Origin of the sequence: Nocardia sp. 852002-20019_SCH5090214 (assembly GCF_001665865.1) — a bacterium.
Lineage (GTDB): Bacteria > Actinomycetota > Actinomycetes > Mycobacteriales > Mycobacteriaceae > Nocardia > Nocardia nova.
On sequence record NZ_LZMK01000420.1, the window covers coordinates 108,053 to 132,085 of the forward strand.

The following is a 24,033-nucleotide window of genomic DNA, read 5'->3' on the forward strand; positions in this document are numbered from 1 at the left end:
CCGAACAGCCCGCCGAGTTCGCACCGGGCGGGCCGCCCGGTCAGCGTGCCTGCAGGACCAGATTGGTCATCACGCGCACGCCGGCCGCCAGCGCGCGCTCGTCGATGTCGAAGGTCGGCTGGTGGATGTCCAGTTGCGGGCCCTCGCCCGACCACACGCCCAGCCGCGCCATCGCACCCGGAACCTCCTCGAGGTACCAGGAGAAGTCCTCGCCACCGCCCGACTGCGGAGTATCCGAGAGCGCGTCCGGGCCGAGACCGAGAATCGCGTCCTCGAACATCCGGGTGGAGAATTCGTCGTTGACCACCGGCGGCACGCCGCGCTTGTAGTTCAGCTGGTATCGCACGCCGGTCGGGGCGAGCAGTCCGTCGACGATTTCGCGGACCATCGGCTCGAGCAGCGACCAGGTGGTGTGATCCCCGGTCCGCACGGTCCCGGTCAGCATGCCGGTCTGCGGAATCGCATTGGGCGCCTTACCCGCCGATACCGCGCCCCACACCATCACCGTGCTGGTTCGCGGATCGATGCGACGGCTGAGCAGACCCGGCAGGCCGGTGATGACGGTGCCGATGGCATAGACCAGATCGCTGGTCAGATGCGGCCGGGAGGTGTGCCCGCCCGGCGAGTCGAGCACCAGTTCCACGGTGTCGGCGGCCGAGGTGATGGCTCCGACCCGCACCCCGATCCGGCCGACCTCGAGCCGAGGATCGCAGTGCAGGGCGAACACCCGCGAGACGTCGTCCATCGCACCCGCGGCGACCATATCGATGGCACCGCCGGGCATGACCTCCTCGGCGTGCTGGAAGACCAACCGGACGCCGACCGGCAGTTCGTCCATCTCGGCGAGGGCCAGGGCGGTGCCGAGCAGGATCGCGGTGTGCGCGTCGTGACCGCAGGCGTGGGATACCCCGGGGACGGTCGAGGCGAACGGCCGGCCGGTGTACTCCTGCAGCGGGAGCGCATCCATATCGGCGCGCAGGGCCAGGCGTGGCCCCGCCGGGCCGATATCGCAGATCAAACCGGTGCCGGTGGGCAGTTTGCGCGGTTCCAGACCGGCCTTCACCAGCCAGGACTCGACGAATTCGGTGGTGCCGTGCTCGGCGCGGGACAGTTCCGGATTGGCGTGGATGTGGCGGCGCCAGCCGATCAGATCGTCACCGTGGTCACGCAGCCACGCCTCGACCGCCGCCTGTCCGGCCGTGATCTCCGCCTGCCGTCCGGTCGCGAGCCCGGTGTGCCGACACGTGCCGGCCTCCGGGCCCAGCGCCTTGCCCTGCAGGCCCGGTGTGGCCGCCTTGCTCTGCAGGCCCGGGGCTGCTGCTGCGCGGCCCGCCGCCGCGGAAGGGCGCGCACCGGTCGCGGAGTCGTCCTCCGAACCGGTGGCGGTGTCGTCGCCGCGACCCGCCGCGGCATCTCCTTCGCGGCCCGCCGGTGATGACCGGCCGATCGTGCTCACCGAATTTCCTCCTGTCGCTGAATACTGCGCTCCAACAACCTGTCCCTGTGTAGTTGATCGCCCGCAACCTGGATTGCGGTACGGGCCAGTGCCCGCGCCCCGTCGGCCACCGCGAGATCGGCCGACGGCGTCACGCAGGCCGCGGCGAACTCCCGCTGGTGTGTCACCGCGCCGTTCGCCTCGATGCCGATAACCGGGTGGATGCCGGGAATGACGTTGGTGACATTGCCCATATCGGTACTGCCCAGCGGCCGTGCTGCCTCGAGGTCCGGCGCGAGCGGCATGCGACCCATACCGATGATTTGCTCGCGGTAGGCACACAGTAGTGCGGAATCCGGCGTGAGCTCGGTATATGTGGGCGCCAGCGCCCGGATTTCATGGGTGCATCCGGTCGCCAGCGCTCCCGCCTCGAAGCAGGCCGAGGCGCGCTGCAGCAGATCGTCGAGGGATGCGGAATCGTCTGCCCGCAGGTAATACAACAGTTCCGCATGGCCGGGCACGATATTCGGGGCAACACCGCCCGACTCGACTATACCGTGGAGTTGCTGGCCGGGGCGCAGATGCTGACGCAGCAGACCCAGTGCGACCTGCGCGACGGTGGCGGCGTCCCCGGCGTTGCGGCCGTGCTCCGGCGCGGCGCTGGCATGTGCCTCGCGGCCGTGGAAGGACACCGACAGATCGGCCAGCGCCAGCGACCGCGCACCCACGATGTCCAGCGGACCCGGGTGCACCATCAGGGCCATCGCGACCCCGTCGAAGACGCCGCGCTCGAGCATCAGCACCTTGCCGCCGCCGCTCTCCTCGGCCGGCGTGCCGAACACCTTCACAGTGAGGCCGCACCGATCGGCCACCTCGGCCAGGGCCAGGCCCGCGCCCACCGCCGCCGCGGCGATGATGTTGTGGCCGCAGGCGTGACCGATCTCGGGCAGCGCGTCGTATTCGGCGCAGATTCCGACCACCAGATCACCACTGCCGTAGGTGGCGACGAAGGCGGTGTCCAGGTCCGCGACCGGCGTCTCGATACCGAATCCGCGCTCACGCAGCGGGACCAGCGTCTTGGCGACACTGCGGTGCTCGGCGAACGCCAGCTCGGGTTCGGCGTGAATGGAATGCGAGAGGGCGATCAGATCCGATTCGGCGGCCGTGACCGCGGCATCGGCGGCGGCGAGGAGGGCAGGATCGGCCGGGGCCACCTGCGCGTCGAAATCGTCGGCACGAGCATCGTCGGCACCGGCATCGTCGGCGCGGGCGCAGCCGGGCGCCGCGGCCCGGTGCGCCGACCGGCCCGTTCGACTCCAGCTGCGTTCGTCCCCGCTGCGTGGCATGGCACACAGTCTCGCACTGTGCGCCACGCGATGATCATCGGGTTATCAGGAGCCGAAGGCGAGATTCTCCGGTGTGGTCGGGGTATTCAGGCCCGCGAGCGCCCGTCCGTGCAGCGCACGCTTGATGACCGGCAGATTCGGCTTGCGGTTGCCGGTCAGCGCCGCGGCCCGCGCCACGGCCGCGGCCAGGACGCCGTCCGCCTCGGCCGCCTCGTCGACGATGCCCGCGGCGATCGCGTCGGCGGCGCCGTAGCGCCGGCCCGTGGTCATCGCCTCGAGCGCGACCTGATTGGTCAGCCGTTCGGTGACGAGCGCGTTCATCGCGACCGTGAACGGCATCCCCAGGTGAACCTCGGGCAGGCACCAGTACCCGCGATCCGAGCGCATCACCCGGAAGTCGTGCGAGGTGGCCAGCATGGCGCCGGCGCCGAAGGCGTGGCCGTTCAGCGCGGCGACGGTCGGCATACCGAAGGCCAGCAACCGGCTGAAGACGGAATGCACCCGGTCCAGGTACCAGTGCATCTTGTCCATGTTGCCGAACAGCCAGTCGGTGTCCAGGCCGTTGCTGAAGAACTTTCCGGTGGCCACCGTGACTAGCGCCGCCGGCCCCTCGGCGGCCTCTACCTCGTCCAGTTTCGCGTGGAAGGCGTCGATCCAGTCGGGGTGGAAGCGGTTCTCGCTGTCGGTCTGACCCTCGTTGCCGAGGTAGAGCACGAATACGTCCCCGTCACGGTCCAAGTACGGCATAGGCAGAGAATATGCAGCGCCGTATGAACGGCCGCATCACACCCCCGGCCAAGTTACCGACGAGTTGTCATCACCGGCCGGGTACGTGTCAGCGACGTGGCGGGATCGGCACCCGCATCAGATCCTCGGCGATCACCAGCTCCCCGTCGAAATATTGCTCCGCCTCGGCCCGGTGCCCGCACAGATCGCCGTAGCGCTGCGAGAAATGGGTGAGGACGAGGGTCCGCACGCCCGCCTCCGCGGCCACGCGTGCCGCCTGCCCCGCGGTGAGATGGCCGAAATCGTCGGCCAGCTGCGCCTCGGCCTCCAGGAAGGTCGACTCGATGACGAGCATATCGGCGCCTTCGGCCAATTCCGCTACGCCCGAACACATTCGGGTGTCCATCACGAAGGCGAAGCGCTGTCCGGGCCGCGGGGCCGAGACCTCGTCGACGGTGACCGTGCGGCCGTCGGGCAGTCGCACCGCGCCTTCGCGCTGCAGTGCCCCGACCACCGGGCCCGCCAGGCCGAATTCGGCGAGCCGCTCCGGCAGGATCCGATGGCTGTCGGGTTCGACCAGCCGGTACCCGAAGGTGTCGATGCGATGCGACAGCCGCACGGCCTCGAAGGTGAACGGCGCGTCGGGCAGCGGCACCGGACCGTCCGCGTCGATCGGATGTTCGCGCAGACCGGGAAACGGGGGTACCACCCCGCGCAGGTGCGTGAGCAGATCGGCACCCGATTCCGGGAAGCAGATGTCGACCGGATGGGTCACCTGGTCCAGATTCAGCCGCGCCAGCACCCCGGGCAGGCCCAGGCAGTGATCACCGTGGAAGTGCGTCAGCCCGATCCGGGTGATGGCACTCGCCGAAACCCCCGCGAACAGCATCTGCCGCTGCGTCCCCTCGCCGGGATCGAACAGCAGGCCGTCACCGTCCCAGCGCAACAGATATCCGTTGTGATTGCGTCGGCGGGTCGGCACCTGACTGGCCGTCCCGAGGACCACGAGTTCACGCACGGCACCATCCTGCCCCCGCCCCGGCGACCGCGCCCGGCGGCGGTGGTCGTGTCCGGCCCGCGACGCGCACAACCGGCCCGTCGGCGCACTATCGTGGGCGCATGCTTGCCGAACAGGCCGCCGAGGCGATCGCCACACGTACGGGAGTCACGCACCATCGGGTCGCGGTGGTACTCGGATCCGGCTGGCAGTCCGCCGCCACCGAGATCGGAGCGCCGCGGGCGTCGATTCCGATGACCGAGCTGCCCGGCTTCGAACCGCCGACGGCGCAGGGCCATCAGGGCATCGTGCATTCGGTGGACGTCGGCGAGGTGCCGGTGCTGCTGATGATGGGCCGCCAGCACCTCTACGAGGGGTACGAACCGCATCGGGTGGTGCACGCGGTGCACGCGGCGGCCGCGGCGGGTGCCGAGACGGTGATCCTCACCAACGCCGCGGGCGGTATCCGCCCGGGCCTGCGCGTCGGCGAGCCCGTGCTGATCAGCGATCACCTCAATCTCACCGGGCGCACTCCGCTCACCGGTGCCGCGTTCGTGAACATGGTCGATGCCTGGGATCCCGAATTACGCACGCTGGCAAGGGAAGTCGACCCGTCGCTGAGTGAGGGCGTCTACGCGGGCCTGAACGGACCGCAGTACGAGACGCCCGCCGAGATCCGTATGCTCGGCGGCATGGGCGCCGATCTGGTCGGCATGTCGACCGTGCTGGAGGCGATCGCGGCCCGCTCGCTGGGGCTGCGGCTGCTGGGCATATCGCTGGTGACCAATCTGGCCGCGGGCGTGACCGGCGCACCGCTGTCCCACCAGGAGGTACTCGCCGAAGGGCAGGCCGCCGCACCGAGATTGGGCAAATTGTTGCGCGGTGTGCTGGAACGGCTGTAGGCGGCCGCCATGTTGCGATTCGGAACGGCAGGTCTGCGCGGCCCGCTCCAGGAGGGGCCGGACGGGATGAACATCGGCACCGTGGCACGCGCGAGCGCCGGTGTGGCCGCGTGGCTCCGGGACCGCTGCCTCGGCGGTGGTCTGGTGATCGTCGGTCGCGACGCCCGGCACGGCTCCGCGGAGTTCGCCACGGTCACCGCGGAAGTGTTTGCCGCAGCGGGCTTTTCGGTGCTGCTCCTGCCACGGCCGCTGCCGACGCCGATCGTGGCGTTCGCGGTACGGGAGCTGGGTGCGGTGGCCGGCGTGCAGATCACGGCGTCCCACAACCCCGCCACGGACAACGGGTACAAGCTCTATCTGGACGGCGGTTCGCAGCTGATCCCGCCCGCCGACGCCGAGATCGAGCGCTGTATCGATGCGGTCACCGAACCGATCGCCCGCACCGATCCGGCCGCCGGCGCCCCCTCACCGTCGATCCTGTCGCTGCCCGATGATGCCGGGCGAGCCGAACTCGGCGAGGAACTCGTCCGCCGCTATCTGGCGCGAGCCGCTGCCGTGCCCGAGGCGATCGGCGGCGCGCGAACGATTCCGGTCCATGCGGGCCACCACACCGCGAACGAGGACCGCGACGGCGAACCGATTGCGGGAGACCGAATGACGGTGCAGCGCCCCGATATCCGGATCGCGCTGACTCCCATGCACGGCGTCGGCGGCGAGACGGCGGTGGCCGCGCTGGCCGCCGCCGGGTTCCACGACGTCCATGTGGTCGAGGAACAGTTCGCACCCGATCCGGACTTCCCGACCGTGGCGTTCCCGAATCCGGAGGAGCCGGGCGCCGCGGATCTGCTGCTGGCACTGGCGGAGAAGATCGACGCCGACCTCGCCGTCGCACTCGATCCCGATGCCGATCGCTGCGCGCTCGCGGTCCCCGGCCCGAACGGGTGGCGCATGCTGCGCGGCGACGAAACCGGTGTGCTGCTGGCCGATTACGTCCTGCGCAACGCGGCACCGGACGCGCTGGTCGCGACCACCGTAGTATCGTCGCGACTGCTGGGGAAACTCGCGCCGGCGCGCGGGGCCCGGTACGCCGAGACGCTCACCGGATTCAAATGGCTGGCACGCGCCGGGGAGGGCCTCGTGTACGCCTACGAGGAGGCCATCGGCCACTGCGTCGATCCGGCTGCCGTGCGCGACAAGGACGGCATCACCGCCGCCGTCGCCGCCGCCGACCTCACCGCCCGCCTGCGCGAGCAGGGGCGTTCCCTGCTCGACGTCCTCGACGACTACGCCGTGGAATTCGGCCTGCACGCCGGCGACCAGGTCTCGCTGCGATTGCCCGATCAGGCGGCCGCCGCTCGAGCCGTTGCCCGCCTGCGCGATACGCCGCCCGATGTCATCGCGGGCGTGCCCGTCACCTGCACCGACCTTTCCACGGTTCGCGGCCGGATGCGCACCGACGCCTTGATCTTCGAAGGCGAGGGGCAGCGCATCGTCATCCGCCCCTCGGGTACCGAGCCGAAACTCAAATGCTATTTGGAGGTCGTCGAGCCGGTTCGCGACCGCGACTCGCTGACTTCGTCGAAAGCGGTTGCAGCACAACGACTCTCGGCACTGCGCGAGTTCTGCGAGAAGTTGTGAACAGCTGAGCCTTCCGCGCGAACCCTACCGATCCCGCGGTTCGGCTGGATGCTACCCGGGCGGCATCAGTCGTGGCGCGGGCCGAATTGGCGGTCGCCGGCGTCACCCAGCCCCGGCACGATGAAGGCGTCGGCATTGAGTCCGGAGTCGACCGCGGCGGTCACCAGTCGCACCGGCAGACCCGATTTCTCCAGCGCGGCAATGCCTTCCGGGGCGGCGACGACGCAGATGGCGGTGATGTCGGTGGCGTTGCGGGCGGACAGCAGTTCCAGGGTGTGGCGCATCGATCCACCGGTGGCCAGCATCGGATCGAGGACGAAGACCGGCAGGCCCGACAGGTCCGCCGGCAGCGATTCCATGTACGGCACCGGCCGATGGGTCTGCTCGTCGCGCGCCACGCCGACGAAACCGACACGGGATTCCGGAATCAGCGCACTGGCGGCGTCGACCATGCCGAGGCCGGCGCGCAAGACCGGCACCAGCAGCGGTGGTTGCGCCAGCCGGGCGCCCCGGGTCGGCGCCACCGGGGTGTCGATGTCGAAGGTGTGGGTCGGGGCTTCCCGCAGCGCTTCGTAGACGAGGAATCCGGTCAGATCGGCCAGTGCCGCCCGGAATCCCGCGTTGGATGTGCGGGCATCGCGCATGGTCGTCAGGAGGGTGACCGTCAGCGGGTGTTCCACGATATGCGTACGCATGAGGGAACGATAAGGTCTGTCGGGGTTGGAAATCGGCAACCGAGGGCGGATTTCCGCAACCGGAGTGGGAACCGTTGCGCAGGGGCATGCGTCGAACTACTCGGATGACGTAATCTGCCACCAGACCAGCACGATGGGGGATGTTGATGCACAGGATCTCGGTCGACACCGAGGGCGTCGCCGCCTACGGTGCCACAGCTGCGGGACTGGCCGGTGAAATGGGTGTGGCCGCGGCGGGCGCCGCCGGCGCCGACCCGGTCCTGCTCGGTCCGATCTTCGGTTTGGTGGGGGGCGATTTCGTCGCTGCCTATGCCGCGGCCCATGCCGGGCATGTCGCCGGGATCGGCGAACTGTCCGCGGTGATGGGCAGTGTGGGAGCCGCCGCGACGGGCGCCGCCGCCACCTATTCCGAAACCGACGCCGCCCACGCCGCCGCCCTGCGCGCTGCGGAAGGCCCGATCGGATGACGGGCGTCATCGATCTCGATGCACTCGCCCAGCCACTCATCGATCTGCTCACCAGCTTCGGCTCCGGGGTGCTGCCCGCCGGCGGCCCGACCGATGCGCTGCGCCAGGTGTCCACCCATCTCGACGGAATTCATCAGGCCGGTAGCGCGAGCATCAATCAGATGACCAACGCCTGGAACGGCGGTGGTGGCGACGCGGCGATGGACAAGGCGCTCAAGGTACAGACCTCGGCGGCCGCGATGTCGGATCGCGGCAACGATATGGCCGATGTGGTCAGCCAGGCCGCCGCCTCGGTGCAGACGGGCCAGAAGGAACTCGACGGAATCGTCCAGTCGTTCGTGCAGTCGGTCACGGCGCTGGGGCCCGCGGTGACGACTCCCCCGGGACTGATCACCGTGGTGAACTCCGCGATCGACCATTTCGGCCAGGCGCTCGGCGTGGTCGGCCGGGTGCGGTCGGAACTCGACACGCACACCACCTCCATGAACGACCTCACCCCGCCCCCGCCGACGCCGTCCATGTCGAGCACTCCGGTGGCCGCGGCCGCGGCCGCCGCACCCGCGCTGAGCACCGGCGCCCAGACGGCCGGTTCACTGCTCGGCGGTCTGGTATCGAGCGGCGGTTCGATGATGAGCAGCATGACCAGCCCGGCCTCCGCGGCGACGCAGTCGCGGTCGAGCTCGGGCGGCACGAGGACTCCCGGAGCCCAGCAGTCCGGCGCCGACAAGCCCGGCCGCCACGGCGGCGTCATGATCACCCTGCCCGACGGCAGCCAGGTCGAGGCGCCCAATCAGAAGGCCGCCACCGCGGTCAAGGCCGCTATCAGCGCCTGCGGCACGCCGTACGTCTGGGGCGGCAACACCCCCGGGGCCGGCCTGGACTGCAGCGGCCTGACCAAGTGGGCCTACGGCGAGGCCGGCGTCGACCTGCCCCGACTCGCCTGCGATCAGAGTGCCGGCGCCACACCGGTGAGCCCGGGCGATGTCATGCCGGGCGATCTGGCCATCTGGGACGGTCACGTCGCGATGGTCGTCGGTAACGGACAGATGGTCGAGGCCGGTGATCCGGTGCAGATCGACCCGATTCGAACGGAGAACATGGGAATGGCGTTCCACGGGTTCTACAGGCCGACGTCATGAGCCAGCCGCAGCACCAGCAGATCCCGAGCGTCACGGTCGCCGCCAGCACCAATCGCGCCGGCACCATCAGTGTGCGGGCCACCGATCAGGGCATTCCGGTGGAGATCAAATTCGAGCGCAGCGAATACCGTTACGGCGCACAGGCTTTGGCCGCGGAGATTCTGCGGCTGACCAAGCGGTCGGCGATCGTCGCCAAGGCCCGCCGGCGCGAACTGCTCGCCGAATCCGGCATGCCCACCGAGATCCTGGACAAATTGGGCCTGCCCACCCGCCAGGAAGCCGTCGACGAACTCGACCGCATGGACGACGAGGACACCGGCCCCACCAGCTGGATGAGGCCCGTATGAACGGTCGCGGGCAAAACAGGCTGCGGAGCGTAACCACGCGGCGCCCCGTTCGTACGGTTGACAAGCACAGCATGAGCGTTGGCGCATCTGCCGGAAAGGACGCACTGTGAGCGCGGAAATGGATGCTCTCGTCGCCGCGGCGACGAATAAACTCGAGGCCCTCGAGGCGGCGCTCTACAACCTGAAGAACGTGCGCGGCCGGTTCACCGCCGAGGACGGTTCGGTGAGCGTCGAGGTCGACAGCGACGGCGCCCTGGTCGGCCTGGACCTGTCCGAGGCCGTCACCTCGCATTCTCCGGCCGAAGTGGGCCAGTTGATCATCTGGGCCTGCCAGCAGGCGGCGCAGAATGCGGGAGAGCAGCGCTCGGAGGTGGTCGCCACCCTCAATTCCGCCTTCACCGCGCCCGAATCGGGAAACGTTGGGGGGCGGGCCGAATAGTGCCGAAGGCGACGGCTCGATAGGCTTCCGGTCATGGCTTCTGGAGACATCGTCCCGATCGAGCTCGGTCTCACCGACGGCGATCTGGTCACCCTGTGGGCACCGCGCTGGCGAGACGGTGACGACGAGTGGGAGGCATTCCTCGGTCACGAGGACGAGCTCTACGGATTCGACTCCCCCGCGGAGCTCGCCGCGTTCATCCGGACCAACGACGACAACGATCTGGTGGACCATCCGTCCTGGAAGGTCGTCGTGGGTTTGTCCGCCGCCGAGCTCGAACCCCAGGAGGAGCACGTCTTCGATCTGGTCGGCGTTCCCGAACTCGCGGCCGGTGAACCCGACCCGGAGACCATCGCCGAACTGGAAGAGACCCTCGAGATGGTCCGCACCATCGGCGAGGTATGCGAACTCGAGGTGGTCACCAAGTTCTTCGGCTCCCATCCCGTCCTCGGCGCTCTGCCGGCGGGTGTGACCGCGTTCGTCGGCCGCGACGGCGAACAGCTGTGGGATCAGGTCGGCAACGCGATCGCCAAGGACTGGGACCGGGTCATCGATGCCATCGATTCCGTGGTGGCCTCTCCGGATGTCGACCAGGAAGCGCTGGCCGTGGCGGAGGCGGAACTGCTGGCCGCCGAGGAGAACGTCGTCGACGCCGAGGACGTCGCCGACACCGACGACGACGATATCGAGCCGGTCGACCTCGACGAGGACGAGGACACCGACGAGGAAGACGACGAGGACGAAGAGGAGACCTTCTGGCACGAGGTCGGCATCGACCCGGTCAAGATCGTCACGTCCGAAGGCGAATTCTTCACCCTGCGTTGCTATCTGGACGACGAGCCGGTGTTCCTCGGCCACGACGGCACCATCACCGTCTTCCCCTCCGAGCGCGCGCTGGCTCGCTACCTGGCCGACGATCACGACCACGATCTGGCGCGGGTCAGCACCTACGGCGAGGTTCGCACGGCGGCGGTCGACGGCTCGCTCGAGGTCGAGGTCACCGAGGAGAACGTCTACGTGCTGCCGGGCCTGGCCGACGACCTGGGCCAGGGACCCAAGGCGGTCGATATCGACCAGCTGGATCTGGCGGTCGAATTGTTCACCGACGCAGCCGATTACGTCGGTGACGACTCCGTCGAGCAGGCGCTGGCGAAGTCGACGCCGCTGGGCTGGTACGTCTCCTACCTGCTGGAGCCGGACCCGACCCGGCTGGCGCCGAGTCCGCCGTTCACCGCCGAGGCCGAGAGCTGGCGAGCGCTGGAGCAGGCCTTCGAGAACCGGCTGGAGAAGGGCTAGCCGGTTCCCGAGGCGCGGTCATCGGCCGAGGGACGCGGTGGTCATCCGATCAGCACGGCGTAACCGGGCTTGATCACCTCGTCGATGATGCGCAGCCGGTCGGGGAACGGGATGAACGCCGACTTCATGGCGTTGATCGTGAACCGTTCCAGATCGCTCCAGCCGTAGCCGAAGGTTTCGACCAGCTTCAACATTTCCCGGCTCATGTCGGTATCGCTCATGAGCCGGTTGTCGGTATTGACGGTGACCCGGAACCGCAACCGCGCCAGCAGGTCGAACGGATGCTTGTCCAGAGCCGGCACGGCACCGGTCTGCACATTGGACGAGGGACACAGCTCGAGCGGAATCCGTTTGTCGCGAACGTAATTGGCCACCAGCCCGAGGGTGGGCTCGGAGCCGTCGCCGTCGAAGATGTCGTCGGTGATCCGCACCCCGTGCCCGAGCCGATCGCAGCCGCAGAACGCCAGCGCCTCGTGGATCGACGGCAGCCCGAACGCCTCCCCGGCGTGAATGGTGAACTGCGCACAGTTGGCGCGCATGTATTCGAAGGCGTCCAGATGCCGCGAGGGCGGATAGCCCGCCTCGGCTCCGGCGATGTCGAATCCGCCGACCCCGCGGTCGCGGAAGCGCACCGTCAGCTCGGCGATCTCGCGGGAGCGGGCGGCGTGACGCATGGCGGTGAGCAGGCAGGTCACCCGGATGGGGGTGCCGGCTTCGGCGGCCAGCCGCTCGCCCTCGCGAAAGCCTGCCAGGGTGTGCTCGACGACCTCGTCGAGAGTGAGGTCGCGTTCGAGATGCTGTTCGGGCGCGAAGCGGACCTCGGCGTACACCACCCCGTCGGCGGCCAGGTCCAGTGCGCATTCGCGCGCCACCCGCCGCAGTCCCTCCGGGGTCTGCATCACCGCCACCGTGTGCGCGAAGGTCTCCAGATAGCGCTCGAGCGATCCGCTGTCGGCCGCTTCGCGGAACCACTGCGCCAGGGCCTGCGCGTCGGTGGCGGGTAGCTGGTCGTATCCGCAGTCCTCGGCCAGTTCGAGCACGGTCGCGGGACGCAGGCCACCGTCGAGATGGTCGTGCAGCACGGCCTTGGGGGCCTGGCGGATCGAGGCGAGAGTCAAAGGCATCGGTCCAGTCATGTAACGACGCTATCCGCATTCGCGGGCCCGTGCAGGCAACTTGCCGGGTGTGCATCTGCCCGCCGGCCTGTCGTTGCCCGGCGGTCGCCCCCATGTAGCCGGACTCGGCTCAGTACCTGGCCATCAGATAGGCGCCCACGACGATCAGCGCACAGCCCGCCAGCCGCTGCGCGCTGACCGGCCGGCGTGGGAAACCCATCACACCGAAATGGTCCATGGCCGCCGCGAGCAGCATCTGACCGGCGATGATGAGGGCGTTGAAGGTGCTCACTCCGACGCTGGAGGCCACCGTGATCATCGCGAAGATGGCGGCGCCGCCGGTGAGCCCGCCGAAGGGAGCCCATCGGGGCATCGTCTTCAGATCCGATCGGGACGGCCACGGCTGATGCGGCGAAATCGCCAGTGTCACAGCGAATATCGCGCCGACACCGGCGAGCGCCACCGCGTACGAGATCACGCCGCACAGAAAGACGTTGTGCAGGGCGAGTTTGAGCGAGTTCTGGCATCCGGCCTCGACCGAGCGCAGGGCGCCGCCGACGAGCATCAGGACGAAGACGAGAATCATCGCCCCGCGGCCGAGCGCCGCCTGCCGGACAGTGGTGCGGGCGGTCATCGCGCCGCCTCCCCGGCCGGCACGAACTCGGGTGGCCGGGGCGCCGCCTCCCGGGAATCGCTCGCCATGAGATACACCGCCACGGTGATCAGCGCCGCGGCCAGCAGCCGCGGCGGCGTCGCGTGCCGCTCGGCGAAACCCATCGCGCCCAGGTCGTCCATCACCAGCGCGACCAGCATTTCGGCCACGATGACGACGGCGTTGAAGGTGGCGACACCGACATATTTGGCCACGGTGATCATGCCGATCACCGCGACACCGCCGATCAGCCCGCCGAACGGCGCCCACCAGGGCATCCGTTCCACATCGGCCCACGTCGGCCACGGCGAATGCGAAACCACGGTCGAGATCACGAGGAAGACCGAGAATCCGGCCAGCGCGACGGCGTAGGACACCACCGCGCACAGCCACATGTTCTTCAGATGGAATTTCTGTGTGTTCTGGCATCCGACCTCGACGGACCGTAATCCGCCGGCGGCCAGGATGAACAAGAAGATCAGTCCGAGAGCGACAGCACCCACGAGACACGTCCTTCGCTAGGTGACAACGAATGCCGCCGCACGCAGGCGGTGCTCACCAGCCGGATTCTGCGGTCGCGCGAGCACAGAATAGCAACCTGAATGACGTGCCGTTGGTTATTGGCACAATAGACAGGTCACCAACTGTGCTCAGAGGCCGATCCGCCCCAGGATCAGCGGATGCGCGGTCGGCGGAACCGCTCCGATGTCGAATCCCGCCCGCAGTGTCGCGATCGCCGTGGGTACGGCCGCTTCGGAGTCGGTGTGCAGGGTGAACAGCGGCTTCCCGGCCGTCACCGGATCGCCCGGCTTGCAGTGCATCTCGATGCCTGCGCCGAACTGCACGGGATCGCCCTGACGAGCGCGTCCGGCGCCGAGCCGCCAGGCGGCGAGCCCCACGGCCATCGCATCCAGCCGGGTGAGGACGCCCGATTCCTGCGCCACCAGGGTTTCGGTGTGCCGCGCCCGCGGCAGGGGCGCGTCGGGATCGCCACCCTGCGCCGTGATCATCGCCCGCCAGTGATCCATCGCGCGGCCGTCGGCCAGCGCGGCGGCGGGGTCGACATCGCGAATACCGGCCTGCGCCACCATCTCTCGCGCCAGCGCCACCGTCAGCTCGACGACGTCCGCCGGGCCGCCGCCGGCCAGAACCTCCACCGCTTCGGCGACCTCGAGCGCATTGCCCGCGGTACGCCCGAGCGGGGTGTCCATCGCGGTGAGCAACGCGACCGTCCGCACCCCCGCGTCGGTCCCCAATTCGACCATGGCCGTGGCCAATTCGGTGGCGTCGCGGAAATTCTTCATGAACGCGCCGCTGCCGACCTTCACATCCAGGACGAGTGCGCCGGTTCCCTCGGCGATCTTCTTGCTCATGATCGAACTGGCGATGAGCGGAACCGATTCCACGGTGCCGGTCACATCGCGCAGCGCGTACAGACGCTTGTCGGCCGGTGCCAGATCCGCCCCGGCCGCGCAGATCACCGCGCCGATCTCCGGGTCGGCGAGGATCGACCGCATCCGCGCGGTATCCAGATCGGCTCGCCAGCCCGGAATCGATTCCAACTTGTCCAGGGTTCCGCCCGTGTGACCCAGGCCGCGGCCCGACAACTGCGGTACCGCCGCGCCACAGGCGGCCACCAGTGGCGCCAGCGGCAGGGTGATCTTGTCGCCGACTCCTCCCGTCGAGTGTTTGTCGACGGTCGGCCGGGGCAGGTCCGTGAAGTCCATCCGCTGCCCGGAGGCGATCATCGCGGCGGTCCACCGGGCGAGTTCGCGGCGGGTCATGCCGCGCAGCACGATCGCCATCGCCAGGGCCGACATCTGTTCGTCGGCGACCTCGCCGCGAGTGAACGCGTCGACCACCCAATCGATCTGTTCATCGTCGAGTTCCGCACCGTCGCGCTTGGCCGCGATCACCGACACCGCCGTATGGGTCATGGCGAAAAGCCTTCCAGATCCCGTTCGGGGTGCGGAAATTCACATCATTTCCGGCCGGCAGCCAGATCGTCCGGCCCGAAGGCGTCCGGCAGCAACCTCGCCAGGGGTACCGGGCCGTCGCGATGGTCGACGAGCAGTTCCGGCCCGCCGTGCTCGTAGAGCACCTGCCGGCACCTCCCGCAGGGCATCAGGATTTCCCCGTGCGAATCACAGACAGCGACCGCCAGCAAACGGCCGCCGCCGGACGAACAAAAGTTACCGACGAGTACAGTTTCGGCGCAGACGCCGAGCCCGTATGAGACATTTTCCACATTGCAGCCGCTCACAATGGAACCGCCGGCGGTGAGAGCGGCGGCGCCGACCGGAAAGCCGGAGTACGGTGCATACGCATTACGCATTACTCGAAATGCGTTGTGACGCAGGGAATCCCAATCAATTTCCGGCATATCGGACCTCCGCTCGAATGGCTGATATGACAGCGTAGAAATGGCACCGCGACGCCGTCGAACATTCAGGCAAGGCAAACCTAACTCGCCGCTTGGAGGCTCAACGCACGGCACGCCGAATTAGTTCCGCGAATCGCCGGGGATTAGAGTTCTCCACAGATCGGTCCAGGTTTGGCAACGCACCGCCGGCCACCGCCTCCGGATGTCAGCGCCCGAGTTGAGCTGGTGTTTCTCCAGATTCACATGCTCGGCGTATGCCGAAGCTGCGACCGGATCCGACTGCCGGCTCGCCGGCGTGTCCATCAACGACGTTGGAGGCACCGCACTCTATGACGACCACACTGGAAGCTCCGGCTCAGCCGAAGCGGAAGACCCTGTACCGCGGCGACCCGGGTATGTGGTCCTGGGCGATGCACCGGATCACCGGTGTCACGATCTTCTTCTTCCTGTTCGTCCACGTACTCGACACCGCTCTGGTGCGGGTCAGCCCGGACACCTACAACCGGGCCATCGAGACCTACAAGAACCCGGTCGTGGCCCTCATGGAGATGGGCCTGGTCGTCTGCGTGCTGTTCCACGCGCTCAACGGCGTCCGCGTGATCCTCGTCGACTTCTGGTCCAAGGGCCCCAAGTACCAGCGCCTGATGCTGTGGATCGTGCTCACCATCTGGGTTCTGGTCTCCGCCGCCGGCGTCGGCCGCCAGTTCTTCTACCTGCTGACGGAGCACTGATATGACCGCACCTGTTCTCGGCAAGTCCTACGACCGTCCCGCCAGCCTCGACTCGCCCCGCACCCCGCGCCGTTCCTCCGGCAACAACTTCGAGAAGTACGCGTGGCTGTTCATGCGCTTCTCCGGCCTGCTGCTGATCGTGCTGGTGCTGGGCCACATGACGATCATGCTGATGCTCGACGGCGGCGTGAAGCGACTGAACTTCGGCTTCGTGGCCGGCCGCTGGGCCAGCCCGTTCTGGCAGTGCTGGGATCTGGCCATGCTGTGGCTGGCGCAGCTGCACGGTGGCAACGGCCTGCGCACGGTCATCGATGACTACTCCCGTAAGGACTCCACCCGCTTCTGGCTGAAGACCCTGCTGGCCGTCGCCATGATCCTGATCATGGGCGTGGGCACCTACGTCATCTTCACCTTCGACCCCAACATCAGTTAGGAACGCCTCCGCGATGAGTGAATCCCGTCCGGTTCAGGAACACCGCTACGACGTGGTCATCGTCGGTGCCGGTGGCGCGGGGATGCGCGCGGCGATCGAGGCCGGCCCCCGGGCTCGCACCGCCGTGCTGACCAAGCTGTACCCGACCCGCAGCCACACCGGCGCGGCACAGGGCGGTATGTGCGCCGCGCTGGCCAACGTCGAAGAAGACAACTGGGAATGGCACACCTTCGACACCGTCAAGGGTGGTGACTACCTGGTCGACCAGGACGCCGCGGAGATCATGGCCAAGGAGGCCATCGACGCGGTGCTGGACCTGGAGAAGATGGGCCTGCCGTTCAACCGGACGCCCGAGGGCAAGATCGACCAGCGTCGCTTCGGCGGTCACACCCGCGACCACGGCAAGGCGCCCGTCCGCCGCGCCTGCTACGCCGCCGACCGCACCGGCCACATGATCCTGCAGACGCTCTACCAGAACTGCGTCAAGCACGACGTGGAGTTCTACAACGAGTTCTACGTCCTCGACCTGGTGATGAGCGAGACCGACCGCGGTTCGGTCGCCACCGGCGTGGTCGCCTACGAGCTGGCCACCGGCGAGATCCACGTCTTCCACGCCAAGGCGATCATCTTCGCCACCGGCGGTTCCGGCCGGATGTACAAGACCACCTCCAACGCGCACACGCTGACCGGTGACGGTATGGCGATCGTGTTCCGCAAGGGGCTGCCGCTGGAGGACATGGAGTTCCACCAGTTCCATCCGACGGGCCTGGCCGGTCTGGGCATCCTGATCTCCGAGGCCGTCCGCGGTGAGGGCGGCATCCTGCGCAACGCCTCCGGTGAGCGCTTCATGGAGCGCTACGCCCCCACCATCAAGGACCTCGCGCCGCGCGACATCGTGGCCCGGTCGATGGTCAAGGAGGTCCTCGAGGGTCGCGGTGGCGGCCCGAACAAGGACTATGTCTTCATCGACGTGACCCACCTCGGCGAGGACGTGCTCGAGGAGAAGCTGCCCGACATCACCGAGTTCTCCCGCACCTACCTGGGTGTGGACCCGGTGAAGGAGCCGGTGCCGGTCATGCCGACCTGTCACTACGTGATGGGTGGTATTCCGACCCGCATCCGCGGCGAGGTGCTGCGCAACAACACCGACGTGGTCCCCGGCCTGTACGCCGCCGGTGAGTGCGCTTGCGTGTCGGTGCACGGCTCGAACCGCCTGGGCACCAACTCGCTGCTGGACATCAACGTGTTCGGCCGCCGCTCGGGTATCGCCGCCGCGGAGTACGCCGCCCGCACCGAATTCGTCGAGCTGCCGGAGAACCCGGCGCAGATGGTGCAGGACTGGCTGACGCTGCTGCTGAGCGACCACGGCAACGAGCGGGTCGCCGACATCCGCACCGAGCTGCAGGTCACCATGGACGCCAACGCCGCGGTGTTCCGCACCGAGGAGACCCTCAAGCAGGCGCTGACCGACATCCACGCGCTCAAGGAGCGCTACCAGCACATCACCGTGCAGGACAAGGGCAAGCGCTACAACAGCGACCTGCTCGAGGCCGTCGAGCTCGGCTTCCTGCTGGAGCTGGCCGAGGTCACCGTCGTGGGCGCGCTCAACCGCAAGGAATCGCGCGGCGGCCACGCCCGCGAGGACTACCCCGACCGCGACGACGTCAACTTCATGCGCCACACCATGGCGTACAAGCAGGTCGAGCCCGGTAAGCCGGCGGAGCTGATCGCCGACATCCAGCTCGACTTCAAGCCGGTCGTGCAGACCCGTTACGAGCCGATGGAGCGTAAGTACTGATGACTGCTGTAGCCGAAGCCCCGGCCGGGCAGAAGCCGGCCCCCGTGCCCGACGGGTCGACCATGGTGACGGTGAAGGTCGCCCGGTTCAACCCGGAGGACGACAAGGGCGCGCACTGGGATTCGTTCCAGGTGCCGGTCCTCCCGACCGACCGCTTCCTGAACGTGCTCATCTACATCAAGTCCTACCTGGACGGCACGCTCACCTTCCGGCGCTCCTGCGCACACGGTGTCTGCGGTTCCGACGCCATGCGCATCAACGGTGTGAACCGGCTGGCGTGCAAGGTGCTGATGAGCGACATGCTGCCCAAGAACGGCAAGGAGCTCACCGTCACCGTCGAGCCGATCCGCGGCCTGCCCGTGGAGAAGGACCTCGTGGTGAACATGGAGCCGTTCTTCGACGCGTTCCGCGCGGTGAAGCCGTACCTGATCACGCACGGCAACGAGCCCACCCGCGAGCGCATCCAGTCCCAGACCGACCGCGCGCGCTTCGATGACACCACCAAGTGCATCCTCTGCGCCTGCTGCACCACCTCCTGCCCCGTGTACTGGAGCGACGGCAGCTACTTCGGCCCGGCCGCGATCGTGAACGCTCACCGCTTCATCTTCGACAGCCGCGACGAGGGTGCCCGCGAGCGTCTCGACATCCTCAACGACGTCGAAGGCGTCTGGCGCTGCCGCACCACCTTCAACTGCACCGACGCCTGCCCCCGCGGCATCGAGGTCACCAAGGCCATCCAGGAGGTCAAGCGAGCCCTCCTGTTCGCCCGGCCCTGAGGTAGGTAGCAGTTCGAACTCGACAGGCCGCCCGCATCACGCGATGCGGGCGGTCTTTCGTTTACTAGGCAATTTGCTCAGTTTGCTGGGGGTTTGTTGTCGGATCGGGGTGCGGGTGCTTGCCTGGAGGCATGTTCACCGAAGGTCAGCTGTATTCGCCGGTTACCACGGGTAACGACGGCGATGTCACGGTGCATTTGAGTGCCGAGCATCCGGGGGTGCACGATCCGGAGTATCGGGCGCGGCGCAACGCGATCGCCGCGCTGGCGCTGGCGTATCGGGAGGGCGAGACGCTGCCGCGCATCGACTACACCGAGGAGGAGCAGCGGGTCTGGCGCATCGTGTCGGCGGAGTTGACGCGCAGACATCGGACGTACGCGTCGGCGGAGGTGCTCGAGGGCGCCCGGCGGCTGGACCTGCCTGCCGATCATATTCCGCAACTGGACGAGGTGACCGCGAAACTGGTGCCGCTCACCGGTTTTCGCTACGTGCCGGCGGCGGGCCTGGTGCCGCTGCGCGAATTCTTCGGCTCGTTCGCCGATCGAATTTTCCACTCCACCCAGTACATTCGCCACCATTCCGCGCCGCTGTACACGCCGGAGCCCGATTCGATTCACGAAATCATCGGGCACGCAAATCAATTGGCGTCACCACGGTTCGCCGCGATCTATGCCGAAGTCGGCGCCGCGGTGTCCCGGCTGGAGACCGAGGCGGCGTTGAAATTCCTGGCCGACGTATTCTGGTTCTCCATGGAATTCGGTGTAGTGCGCGAAAAGGGCGAAGTGCGTTGCTACGGTGCGGGTTTGCTGTCCTCGTTCGGTGAGATCGAGGAGTTCCGGCACGCCCGGCTGCGGCCGCTGAACATTCACGACATGGGCACCGCGACCTACGACATCACGCACTATCAGCCGATTCTGTATTGCGCGGAGTCGATTTCCGAGATCGAGGACGTGATCGGCGGCTTCTTCGCCGGCATGACCGACGACAGCGCGGCCGCCGAGCTGACCGCGTCCTGATCGGAGGGTGGCGTCAGTCGCCCGATTCCGGCCCGGGGACCGCCGGCCCCAGCGGCATGCCCGCCTCCATGAATTCGACGATCCGGTCGATCTTGTCCAGATCGAGCCCCTCCCGGCCGAACGCGGTCATCATCGCCCCGATCATGGCCCCGGAGAAGGCACGGACCTCGAAGTCGCTCGGTTCGCGGCCGACTCGGCGGGCGAGCAGCGCGGAGACCAGATCCACGTTGCGTTCGGTCTCCTGCATGATCACGCTGCGCAGCTCGGGCTCGTTGTAGATCAGCTTCATCCGGTCCTGCTCGAACTGCCAGTCCTGCGGGTCCAGATTGTCGAAGGTGTCGCGCATCGCCTGGCGGAACGCGGCCAGCGGCGTCAGCTCCGGCGGCTGGGATTCGAGCGCGTGGATCATGATCGGATCGACGTCGTCGGCCAGCACCACCTGCTCTTTGGACGGGAAATAACGGAAGAAGGTGCTCGGCGAGATATCGGCGGCCTCGGCGATCTGCTCGATCGTAGTCGCCGAATACCCCTGTGCCTGAAACAGTTTCATCGCTTCCGCGCGGATGGTGCGGCGGGTGCGCTGCTTCTTGCGTTCGCGCAGGCCTACCCGGGGCGACGTGGTCGCCCCGGAGTGGGCCCGAGCGGGTGCTTTCGACTCAGCCGACATGCACCGATTCTCCCGCATCGGCCGCGGAGTGCGGGTCCGGCTCCCCGCTTCGGGTCCGGATCGCGGCGAGCAGCGCCGCCGCCACGCACACTCCGGCGCACAGCCACAGCATCGCGCCCATCCCGGAGACGAAGGCCGATTGCACATGGGCGAGCATGTCGGCGTTGCCGGTGGTCCGAGCCACCGCGACACCCGCGTTCACACCGTCCGACACCGGCTCGTGGTTGTAGGAGCCCAGGTCGGAGCGATATTGCGTGGCGAGGACGGTGCCCAGCACCGCCACGCCGATGGTGCCACCGGCCTGGCGCAGCGCCTGCAGCAGCGCCGAACCGGAACCGGCGCGCTCGGCTCCCAGCTGCCCCATCGCCATTCCCATCGCGGCCGGCATGACCAGGCCCATCGCGAAGCCCAGGATCGTGGTCCAGGCCGCGGTGTAGCCGAATCCGCTGCTCACCCGGGTCATGGCGCCCATGGCGAGCCCGGCGCCGAGGATGAGGAAGCCGCCGCTGAGCACGATCCGCGCCCCGAGTTTCGGCAGCAGCTTGTCGACCACCCGCGTGCCGACCACCAGCCCGCCGATCAGCGGCAGCAACCGCAGCCCGCTACCGAGCGAGTCGACGCCGAGCACCGCCTGGAAGTACTGCGGCACGGTGAAGAACATGCCGAACATCGCGAAGTTCACGAAAACGGAATACGCGGTGCCCCAACGGAATCCGCGGTTGGCGAACAGTGCGATGTCGACCAGTGGGTGCGTGATCCGCCGCTGCCACCATACGAAGCCGGCCAGCAGCGCCGCACCGGCGACCACCGCCGCCCAGGCCGCGCCGTCGCCCCACCCCTGTTCGCCGAAGCGGATGAATCCGTAGGTGAACCCCAGCATGCCCGCGGCCGAGAGCAGCACACCGGGCAGATCGATGCGGAAGGCAGAATCGCTGTGGGTCTCCGGAACCAGCAGCGCCACCGCGATCAACCCGACCACGACCAGGGGAACGTTGATCAAGAAGACCGAACCCCACCAGAAATGGTTCAACAGCCAGCCACCCACGATCGGGCCGAGCGGCAGCCCCAATGCGGTGGAGCTGACCCAGATCGTCAATGCGCGCTGTCGTTCGGTGCGATCCGGGAACAGGCCGGGCAGCACCGACATCGACAGCGGCATCATCGCGGCCGCCGCGATACCCAGCACCGCGCGGGCGGCGATCAACATCCCCGCCGAGGTCGCCAGCGCACACCACAGCGAGGCTCCACCGAAGACGACCAGCGCCGCCAGCAGGAACTTCTTGCGGCCGTAGCGGTCGCCGAGCGCACCCGCCGGCAGCATCACGGCGGCCAGCGCGAGGGTGTAGGCGGTGGTGAACCATTGCAGCGCAGCGGTATTCGCATGCAGGTCGAGAGCCATGGTGGGTAGCGCGACGACCAGCACGGTGGTGTCGAGGCCGATGGTGAGCATCGCGAGCCCGAGCGCACCGAGGGCGAGCCAGCGCGCCCGGCCGGCGCCCGGCACATCGACTCCCGGCGCATCGGCCGGGCGCGGTTCGCGGTCCGCTGCCGACGGGCGGTCGGTCGCTACCGAGCGTCCGGCTTCTTGCTCCCGCGCCGCGATCCCGATCGATGCGGGCGATTCCGATGATCTCCGCAGGTTCATGACATGTCCATTCAGTTAGTTGTGTCTATATTTTGATAGTAGCTTTCATTTCATGGTCCCTGTCAATACTTTGCGGGCGCGGGTGTTCGCGGCACCATCGCGCAACGCCGCATAAGCTGCATGTCGATGAACACCCGCATGTCCCGCACCGTCCGCTTCCGCCGAACCCGCTCGCTGGCGGCCGCCGTACTGACTGCCGGGCTGCTGGGCGCCACCACGGTTACCGGGCTCGGCGTGGCCGACGCGGCCCCCGCGCCGCCGTCCACGCCGTTCACCACCCCGAATACGGATTCCTGCCCGAACAAGACGGCCCCGCCCGCGCCGATCGATACCTCGGAGGTGCCGGCGCCCGGCAGTACGACGCCGTCGCCGCTACCGGTGCCGTCGAATCCGATCGGCGGCGACAAACTCGGACGCTGCGGCGTGGTGGTTCCGGCGGGCGCACCACCGGTGCCCGCCGACATCTCGGCGACCGCCTGGCTGGTCGCCGACCTCGACACCGGCAAGGTGCTGGCCGCGAAGGATCCCCACGGCCGCTACCGACCGGCCTCCACGATCAAGACGCTGCTGGCCGCGGTCGCACTCCCCGCGCTGGACCCCAACCAGGTCGTGATCGGCACGCAGGACGACGCGAACGCCGACGGCACCCGCGTCGGCATCGGCCCCGGCGGCCGCTACACCAACGACCAGCTGTTCCACGCGCTGCTGATGTGCTCCGGCAACGACGCCGCCCATGCCATCGCCACCCAGCTCGGCGGCGACGAAGCCACCGTCGCGAAGATGAACGCGATGGCAAAACAGTTGCAGGCCATGGACACTCGGGCCGCCACCCCCTCCGGCCTGGACGGCCCCGGAATGAGCACTTCGGCCTACGACCTGGCGACGATCTTCCGCCACGACATGCAGAACCCCACCTTCGCCTCGATCATCCACACCGAGCAGTACGACTTCCCCGGCTACCCCGCCGACCCCAAGATCCCCGACGACAAGGACCACCCCGGCTTCCCCATCGCCAACGACAACCGCCTGCTGTACGACTACGACGGTGACCTGGGCGGCAAGACCGGCTACACCGACGACGCCCGGCAAACCTTCGTGACCGCCGCCGAACGCAACGGCCACCGCCTGGTCGTCACCCTGCTCAAGGCCGACGTCCTCCCCATCCGCCCGCCGGAGCAAGCCGCCCGCCTCCTCGACTCGGCGGGTGTCACCGCGCCACTCTCGAAAGCTGTCTCGGCCTGCGAAGCTACCGCCGCGACCGGCCCAGGCGTGACCACCCGAACAAGCCCAGCACGATCGCCAATCCCAATGCGCCGATGATCCCGATCGTGCGCAGGTTCGAGTTGCTGTGGGGTGTCGAGGGGGCAGCGGAGTTCGGGGTGTCGTGCGC

Annotated in this window: 25 protein-coding genes; 13 read left to right on the forward strand and 12 right to left on the reverse strand. The window is 68.2% G+C overall.

What is annotated here, in order from left to right; genetic code table 11:
• Positions 1-40 precede the first annotated feature (40 nt).
• The 4 genes from A5780_RS36035 to A5780_RS36050 form a co-directional block, all read right to left on the reverse strand.
• Positions 41-1,204: a M20 family metallopeptidase gene (locus tag A5780_RS36035; RefSeq protein ID WP_063015646.1), complete on the reverse strand. Its 1,164-nt coding sequence runs from the start codon at positions 1,202-1,204 to the stop codon at positions 41-43.
• A gap of 248 nt (positions 1,205-1,452) precedes the next feature.
• Entirely contained in the window at positions 1,453-2,781 is a 1,329-nt protein-coding gene (locus A5780_RS36040; protein ID WP_082976918.1) for a M20 family metallopeptidase, read from the reverse strand.
• 45 nt (positions 2,782-2,826) lie between these two features.
• The gene (locus A5780_RS36045) at positions 2,827-3,528 is read right to left on the reverse strand and encodes an enoyl-CoA hydratase-related protein (RefSeq protein WP_030513588.1); all 702 of its coding nucleotides are present in this window, start codon (positions 3,526-3,528) and stop codon (positions 2,827-2,829) included.
• An 88-nt stretch (positions 3,529-3,616) separates the two neighbouring features.
• On the reverse strand, positions 3,617-4,525 hold the full coding sequence (locus A5780_RS36050) for a ribonuclease Z (RefSeq protein ID WP_064911257.1): 909 nt from the start codon (positions 4,523-4,525) through the stop codon (positions 3,617-3,619).
• Between the two features lie 101 nt (positions 4,526-4,626).
• Between A5780_RS36050 and A5780_RS36055 the strand changes: the two genes are divergently transcribed.
• Positions 4,627-5,406, forward strand: a complete 780-nt coding sequence (locus A5780_RS36055; RefSeq protein WP_064911258.1) for a purine-nucleoside phosphorylase — start codon at positions 4,627-4,629, stop codon at positions 5,404-5,406.
• A gap of 9 nt (positions 5,407-5,415) precedes the next feature.
• A complete protein-coding gene (locus A5780_RS36060; protein ID WP_064911259.1) occupies positions 5,416-7,044 on the forward strand; it encodes a phospho-sugar mutase in 1,629 nt (542 codons plus the stop codon).
• A gap of 65 nt (positions 7,045-7,109) precedes the next feature.
• On the opposite strand, the gene upp is transcribed toward A5780_RS36060, so the two are convergent.
• Positions 7,110-7,739 carry a uracil phosphoribosyltransferase gene (gene upp, locus A5780_RS36065; RefSeq protein ID WP_063015629.1) on the reverse strand — a complete coding sequence of 210 codons (630 nt, stop codon included), beginning with the start codon at positions 7,737-7,739 and terminating at the stop codon, positions 7,110-7,112.
• Positions 7,740-7,885: 146 nt separating this feature from the next.
• Between upp and A5780_RS36070 the strand changes: the two genes are divergently transcribed.
• From A5780_RS36070 to A5780_RS36090, 5 genes are all read left to right on the forward strand, one after another.
• A complete protein-coding gene (locus tag A5780_RS36070; RefSeq protein WP_063026495.1) occupies positions 7,886-8,206 on the forward strand; it encodes a type VII secretion target in 321 nt (106 codons plus the stop codon).
• On the forward strand, positions 8,203-9,345 hold the full coding sequence (locus A5780_RS36075; RefSeq protein ID WP_064911260.1) for an NlpC/P60 family protein: 1,143 nt from the start codon (positions 8,203-8,205) through the stop codon (positions 9,343-9,345). Before A5780_RS36070 ends, A5780_RS36075 begins: the two co-directional genes overlap by 4 nt.
• On the forward strand, positions 9,342-9,692 hold the full coding sequence (locus A5780_RS36080) for a hypothetical protein (RefSeq protein ID WP_030513581.1): 351 nt from the start codon (positions 9,342-9,344) through the stop codon (positions 9,690-9,692). Before A5780_RS36075 ends, A5780_RS36080 begins: the two co-directional genes overlap by 4 nt.
• Positions 9,693-9,798: 106 nt before the next feature.
• Positions 9,799-10,131, forward strand: a complete 333-nt coding sequence (locus A5780_RS36085; RefSeq protein ID WP_030513580.1) for a YbaB/EbfC family nucleoid-associated protein — start codon at positions 9,799-9,801, stop codon at positions 10,129-10,131.
• 33 nt (positions 10,132-10,164) lie between these two features.
• Positions 10,165-11,427, forward strand: a complete 1,263-nt coding sequence (locus A5780_RS36090; RefSeq protein WP_063015628.1) for a hypothetical protein — start codon at positions 10,165-10,167, stop codon at positions 11,425-11,427.
• 41 nt (positions 11,428-11,468) lie between these two features.
• Here the strand turns inward: A5780_RS36090 and A5780_RS36095 are convergent, their stop codons facing one another.
• The 5 genes from A5780_RS36095 to A5780_RS36115 all read right to left on the reverse strand — a co-directional run bounded on the left by A5780_RS36095 (position 11,469) and on the right by A5780_RS36115 (position 15,577).
• A complete protein-coding gene (locus A5780_RS36095) occupies positions 11,469-12,563 on the reverse strand; it encodes an adenosine deaminase (protein ID WP_063015627.1) in 1,095 nt (364 codons plus the stop codon).
• Between the two features lie 109 nt (positions 12,564-12,672).
• Positions 12,673-13,176 (reverse strand): DMT family transporter, encoded by a 504-nt coding sequence (locus A5780_RS36100; RefSeq protein ID WP_063015626.1) that lies wholly within the window; start codon positions 13,174-13,176, stop codon positions 12,673-12,675.
• Positions 13,173-13,697, reverse strand: coding sequence for a DMT family transporter (locus A5780_RS36105; protein ID WP_030513576.1), 525 nt, complete (start codon positions 13,695-13,697; stop codon positions 13,173-13,175). Before A5780_RS36105 ends, A5780_RS36100 begins: the two co-directional genes overlap by 4 nt.
• Positions 13,698-13,844: 147 nt before the next feature.
• The gene (locus A5780_RS36110; RefSeq protein ID WP_064911261.1) at positions 13,845-15,131 is read right to left on the reverse strand and encodes a thymidine phosphorylase; all 1,287 of its coding nucleotides are present in this window, start codon (positions 15,129-15,131) and stop codon (positions 13,845-13,847) included.
• A 44-nt stretch (positions 15,132-15,175) separates the two neighbouring features.
• The gene (locus tag A5780_RS36115) at positions 15,176-15,577 is read right to left on the reverse strand and encodes a cytidine deaminase (RefSeq protein WP_030513574.1); all 402 of its coding nucleotides are present in this window, start codon (positions 15,575-15,577) and stop codon (positions 15,176-15,178) included.
• A gap of 329 nt (positions 15,578-15,906) precedes the next feature.
• Between A5780_RS36115 and sdhC the strand changes: the two genes are divergently transcribed.
• The 5 genes from sdhC (at position 15,907) to A5780_RS36140 (ending at position 20,331) form a co-directional block, all read left to right on the forward strand.
• On the forward strand, positions 15,907-16,308 hold the full coding sequence (sdhC, locus tag A5780_RS36120; RefSeq protein ID WP_051755344.1) for a succinate dehydrogenase, cytochrome b556 subunit: 402 nt from the start codon (positions 15,907-15,909) through the stop codon (positions 16,306-16,308).
• A gap of 1 nt (position 16,309) precedes the next feature.
• Positions 16,310-16,741 (forward strand): succinate dehydrogenase hydrophobic membrane anchor subunit, encoded by a 432-nt coding sequence (locus A5780_RS36125; RefSeq protein WP_030513572.1) that lies wholly within the window; start codon positions 16,310-16,312, stop codon positions 16,739-16,741.
• 13 nt (positions 16,742-16,754) lie between these two features.
• Positions 16,755-18,539, forward strand: a complete 1,785-nt coding sequence (sdhA, locus tag A5780_RS36130) for a succinate dehydrogenase flavoprotein subunit (protein ID WP_030513571.1) — start codon at positions 16,755-16,757, stop codon at positions 18,537-18,539.
• Complete coding sequence (locus tag A5780_RS36135; protein ID WP_030513570.1) at positions 18,539-19,315, forward strand: succinate dehydrogenase iron-sulfur subunit; 777 nt, start codon at positions 18,539-18,541, stop codon at positions 19,313-19,315. The genes sdhA and A5780_RS36135 overlap by 1 nt, the downstream gene beginning before the upstream one ends.
• Positions 19,316-19,446: 131 nt before the next feature.
• On the forward strand, positions 19,447-20,331 hold the full coding sequence (locus tag A5780_RS36140; protein ID WP_064911262.1) for a phenylalanine 4-monooxygenase: 885 nt from the start codon (positions 19,447-19,449) through the stop codon (positions 20,329-20,331).
• A gap of 13 nt (positions 20,332-20,344) precedes the next feature.
• Here A5780_RS36140 and A5780_RS36145 read toward each other — a convergent pair whose 3' ends face one another.
• Positions 20,345-20,998 carry a TetR family transcriptional regulator gene (locus A5780_RS36145; protein ID WP_063015623.1) on the reverse strand — a complete coding sequence of 218 codons (654 nt, stop codon included), beginning with the start codon at positions 20,996-20,998 and terminating at the stop codon, positions 20,345-20,347.
• A complete protein-coding gene (locus tag A5780_RS36150; RefSeq protein WP_064911274.1) occupies positions 20,988-22,448 on the reverse strand; it encodes an MFS transporter in 1,461 nt (486 codons plus the stop codon). The genes A5780_RS36145 and A5780_RS36150 overlap by 11 nt, the downstream gene beginning before the upstream one ends.
• A 321-nt stretch (positions 22,449-22,769) precedes the next feature.
• Here A5780_RS36150 and A5780_RS36155 point away from each other — a divergent pair, with 321 nt between their 5' ends.
• A complete protein-coding gene (locus tag A5780_RS36155; protein ID WP_197521951.1) occupies positions 22,770-23,963 on the forward strand; it encodes a serine hydrolase in 1,194 nt (397 codons plus the stop codon).
• Positions 23,964-24,033: the final 70 nt, after the last annotated feature.

Excerpts from the sequence above, each read along its gene's own strand:
- A5780_RS36100 (WP_063015626.1), bottom strand. The coding sequence starts at position 13,176 with ATGACCGCCCGCACCACTGTCCGGCAGGCGGCGCTCGGCCGCGGGGCG.
- A5780_RS36140 (WP_064911262.1), top strand. The coding sequence starts at position 19,447 with ATGTTCACCGAAGGTCAGCTGTATTCGCCGGTTACCACGGGTAACGAC.
- A5780_RS36080 (WP_030513581.1), top strand. The coding sequence starts at position 9,342 with ATGAGCCAGCCGCAGCACCAGCAGATCCCGAGCGTCACGGTCGCCGCC.
- A5780_RS36070 (WP_063026495.1), top strand. The coding sequence starts at position 7,886 with ATGCACAGGATCTCGGTCGACACCGAGGGCGTCGCCGCCTACGGTGCC.
- A5780_RS36060 (WP_064911259.1), top strand. The coding sequence starts at position 5,416 with ATGTTGCGATTCGGAACGGCAGGTCTGCGCGGCCCGCTCCAGGAGGGG.
- sdhC (WP_051755344.1), top strand. The coding sequence starts at position 15,907 with ATGACGACCACACTGGAAGCTCCGGCTCAGCCGAAGCGGAAGACCCTG.
- A5780_RS36090 (WP_063015628.1), top strand. The coding sequence starts at position 10,165 with ATGGCTTCTGGAGACATCGTCCCGATCGAGCTCGGTCTCACCGACGGC.
- A5780_RS36145 (WP_063015623.1), bottom strand. The coding sequence starts at position 20,998 with ATGTCGGCTGAGTCGAAAGCACCCGCTCGGGCCCACTCCGGGGCGACC.
- A5780_RS36150 (WP_064911274.1), bottom strand. The coding sequence starts at position 22,448 with ATGCTCACCATCGGCCTCGACACCACCGTGCTGGTCGTCGCGCTACCC.
- A5780_RS36045 (WP_030513588.1), bottom strand. The coding sequence starts at position 3,528 with ATGCCGTACTTGGACCGTGACGGGGACGTATTCGTGCTCTACCTCGGC.
- A5780_RS36115 (WP_030513574.1), bottom strand. The coding sequence starts at position 15,577 with ATGCCGGAAATTGATTGGGATTCCCTGCGTCACAACGCATTTCGAGTA.
- A5780_RS36040 (WP_082976918.1), bottom strand. The coding sequence starts at position 2,781 with ATGCCACGCAGCGGGGACGAACGCAGCTGGAGTCGAACGGGCCGGTCG.
- sdhA (WP_030513571.1), top strand. The coding sequence starts at position 16,755 with ATGAGTGAATCCCGTCCGGTTCAGGAACACCGCTACGACGTGGTCATC.
- upp (WP_063015629.1), bottom strand. The coding sequence starts at position 7,739 with ATGCGTACGCATATCGTGGAACACCCGCTGACGGTCACCCTCCTGACG.
- A5780_RS36155 (WP_197521951.1), top strand. The coding sequence starts at position 22,770 with ATGAACACCCGCATGTCCCGCACCGTCCGCTTCCGCCGAACCCGCTCG.
- A5780_RS36095 (WP_063015627.1), bottom strand. The coding sequence starts at position 12,563 with ATGACTGGACCGATGCCTTTGACTCTCGCCTCGATCCGCCAGGCCCCC.
- A5780_RS36135 (WP_030513570.1), top strand. The coding sequence starts at position 18,539 with ATGACTGCTGTAGCCGAAGCCCCGGCCGGGCAGAAGCCGGCCCCCGTG.
- A5780_RS36110 (WP_064911261.1), bottom strand. The coding sequence starts at position 15,131 with ATGACCCATACGGCGGTGTCGGTGATCGCGGCCAAGCGCGACGGTGCG.
- A5780_RS36055 (WP_064911258.1), top strand. The coding sequence starts at position 4,627 with ATGCTTGCCGAACAGGCCGCCGAGGCGATCGCCACACGTACGGGAGTC.
- A5780_RS36125 (WP_030513572.1), top strand. The coding sequence starts at position 16,310 with ATGACCGCACCTGTTCTCGGCAAGTCCTACGACCGTCCCGCCAGCCTC.
- A5780_RS36075 (WP_064911260.1), top strand. The coding sequence starts at position 8,203 with ATGACGGGCGTCATCGATCTCGATGCACTCGCCCAGCCACTCATCGAT.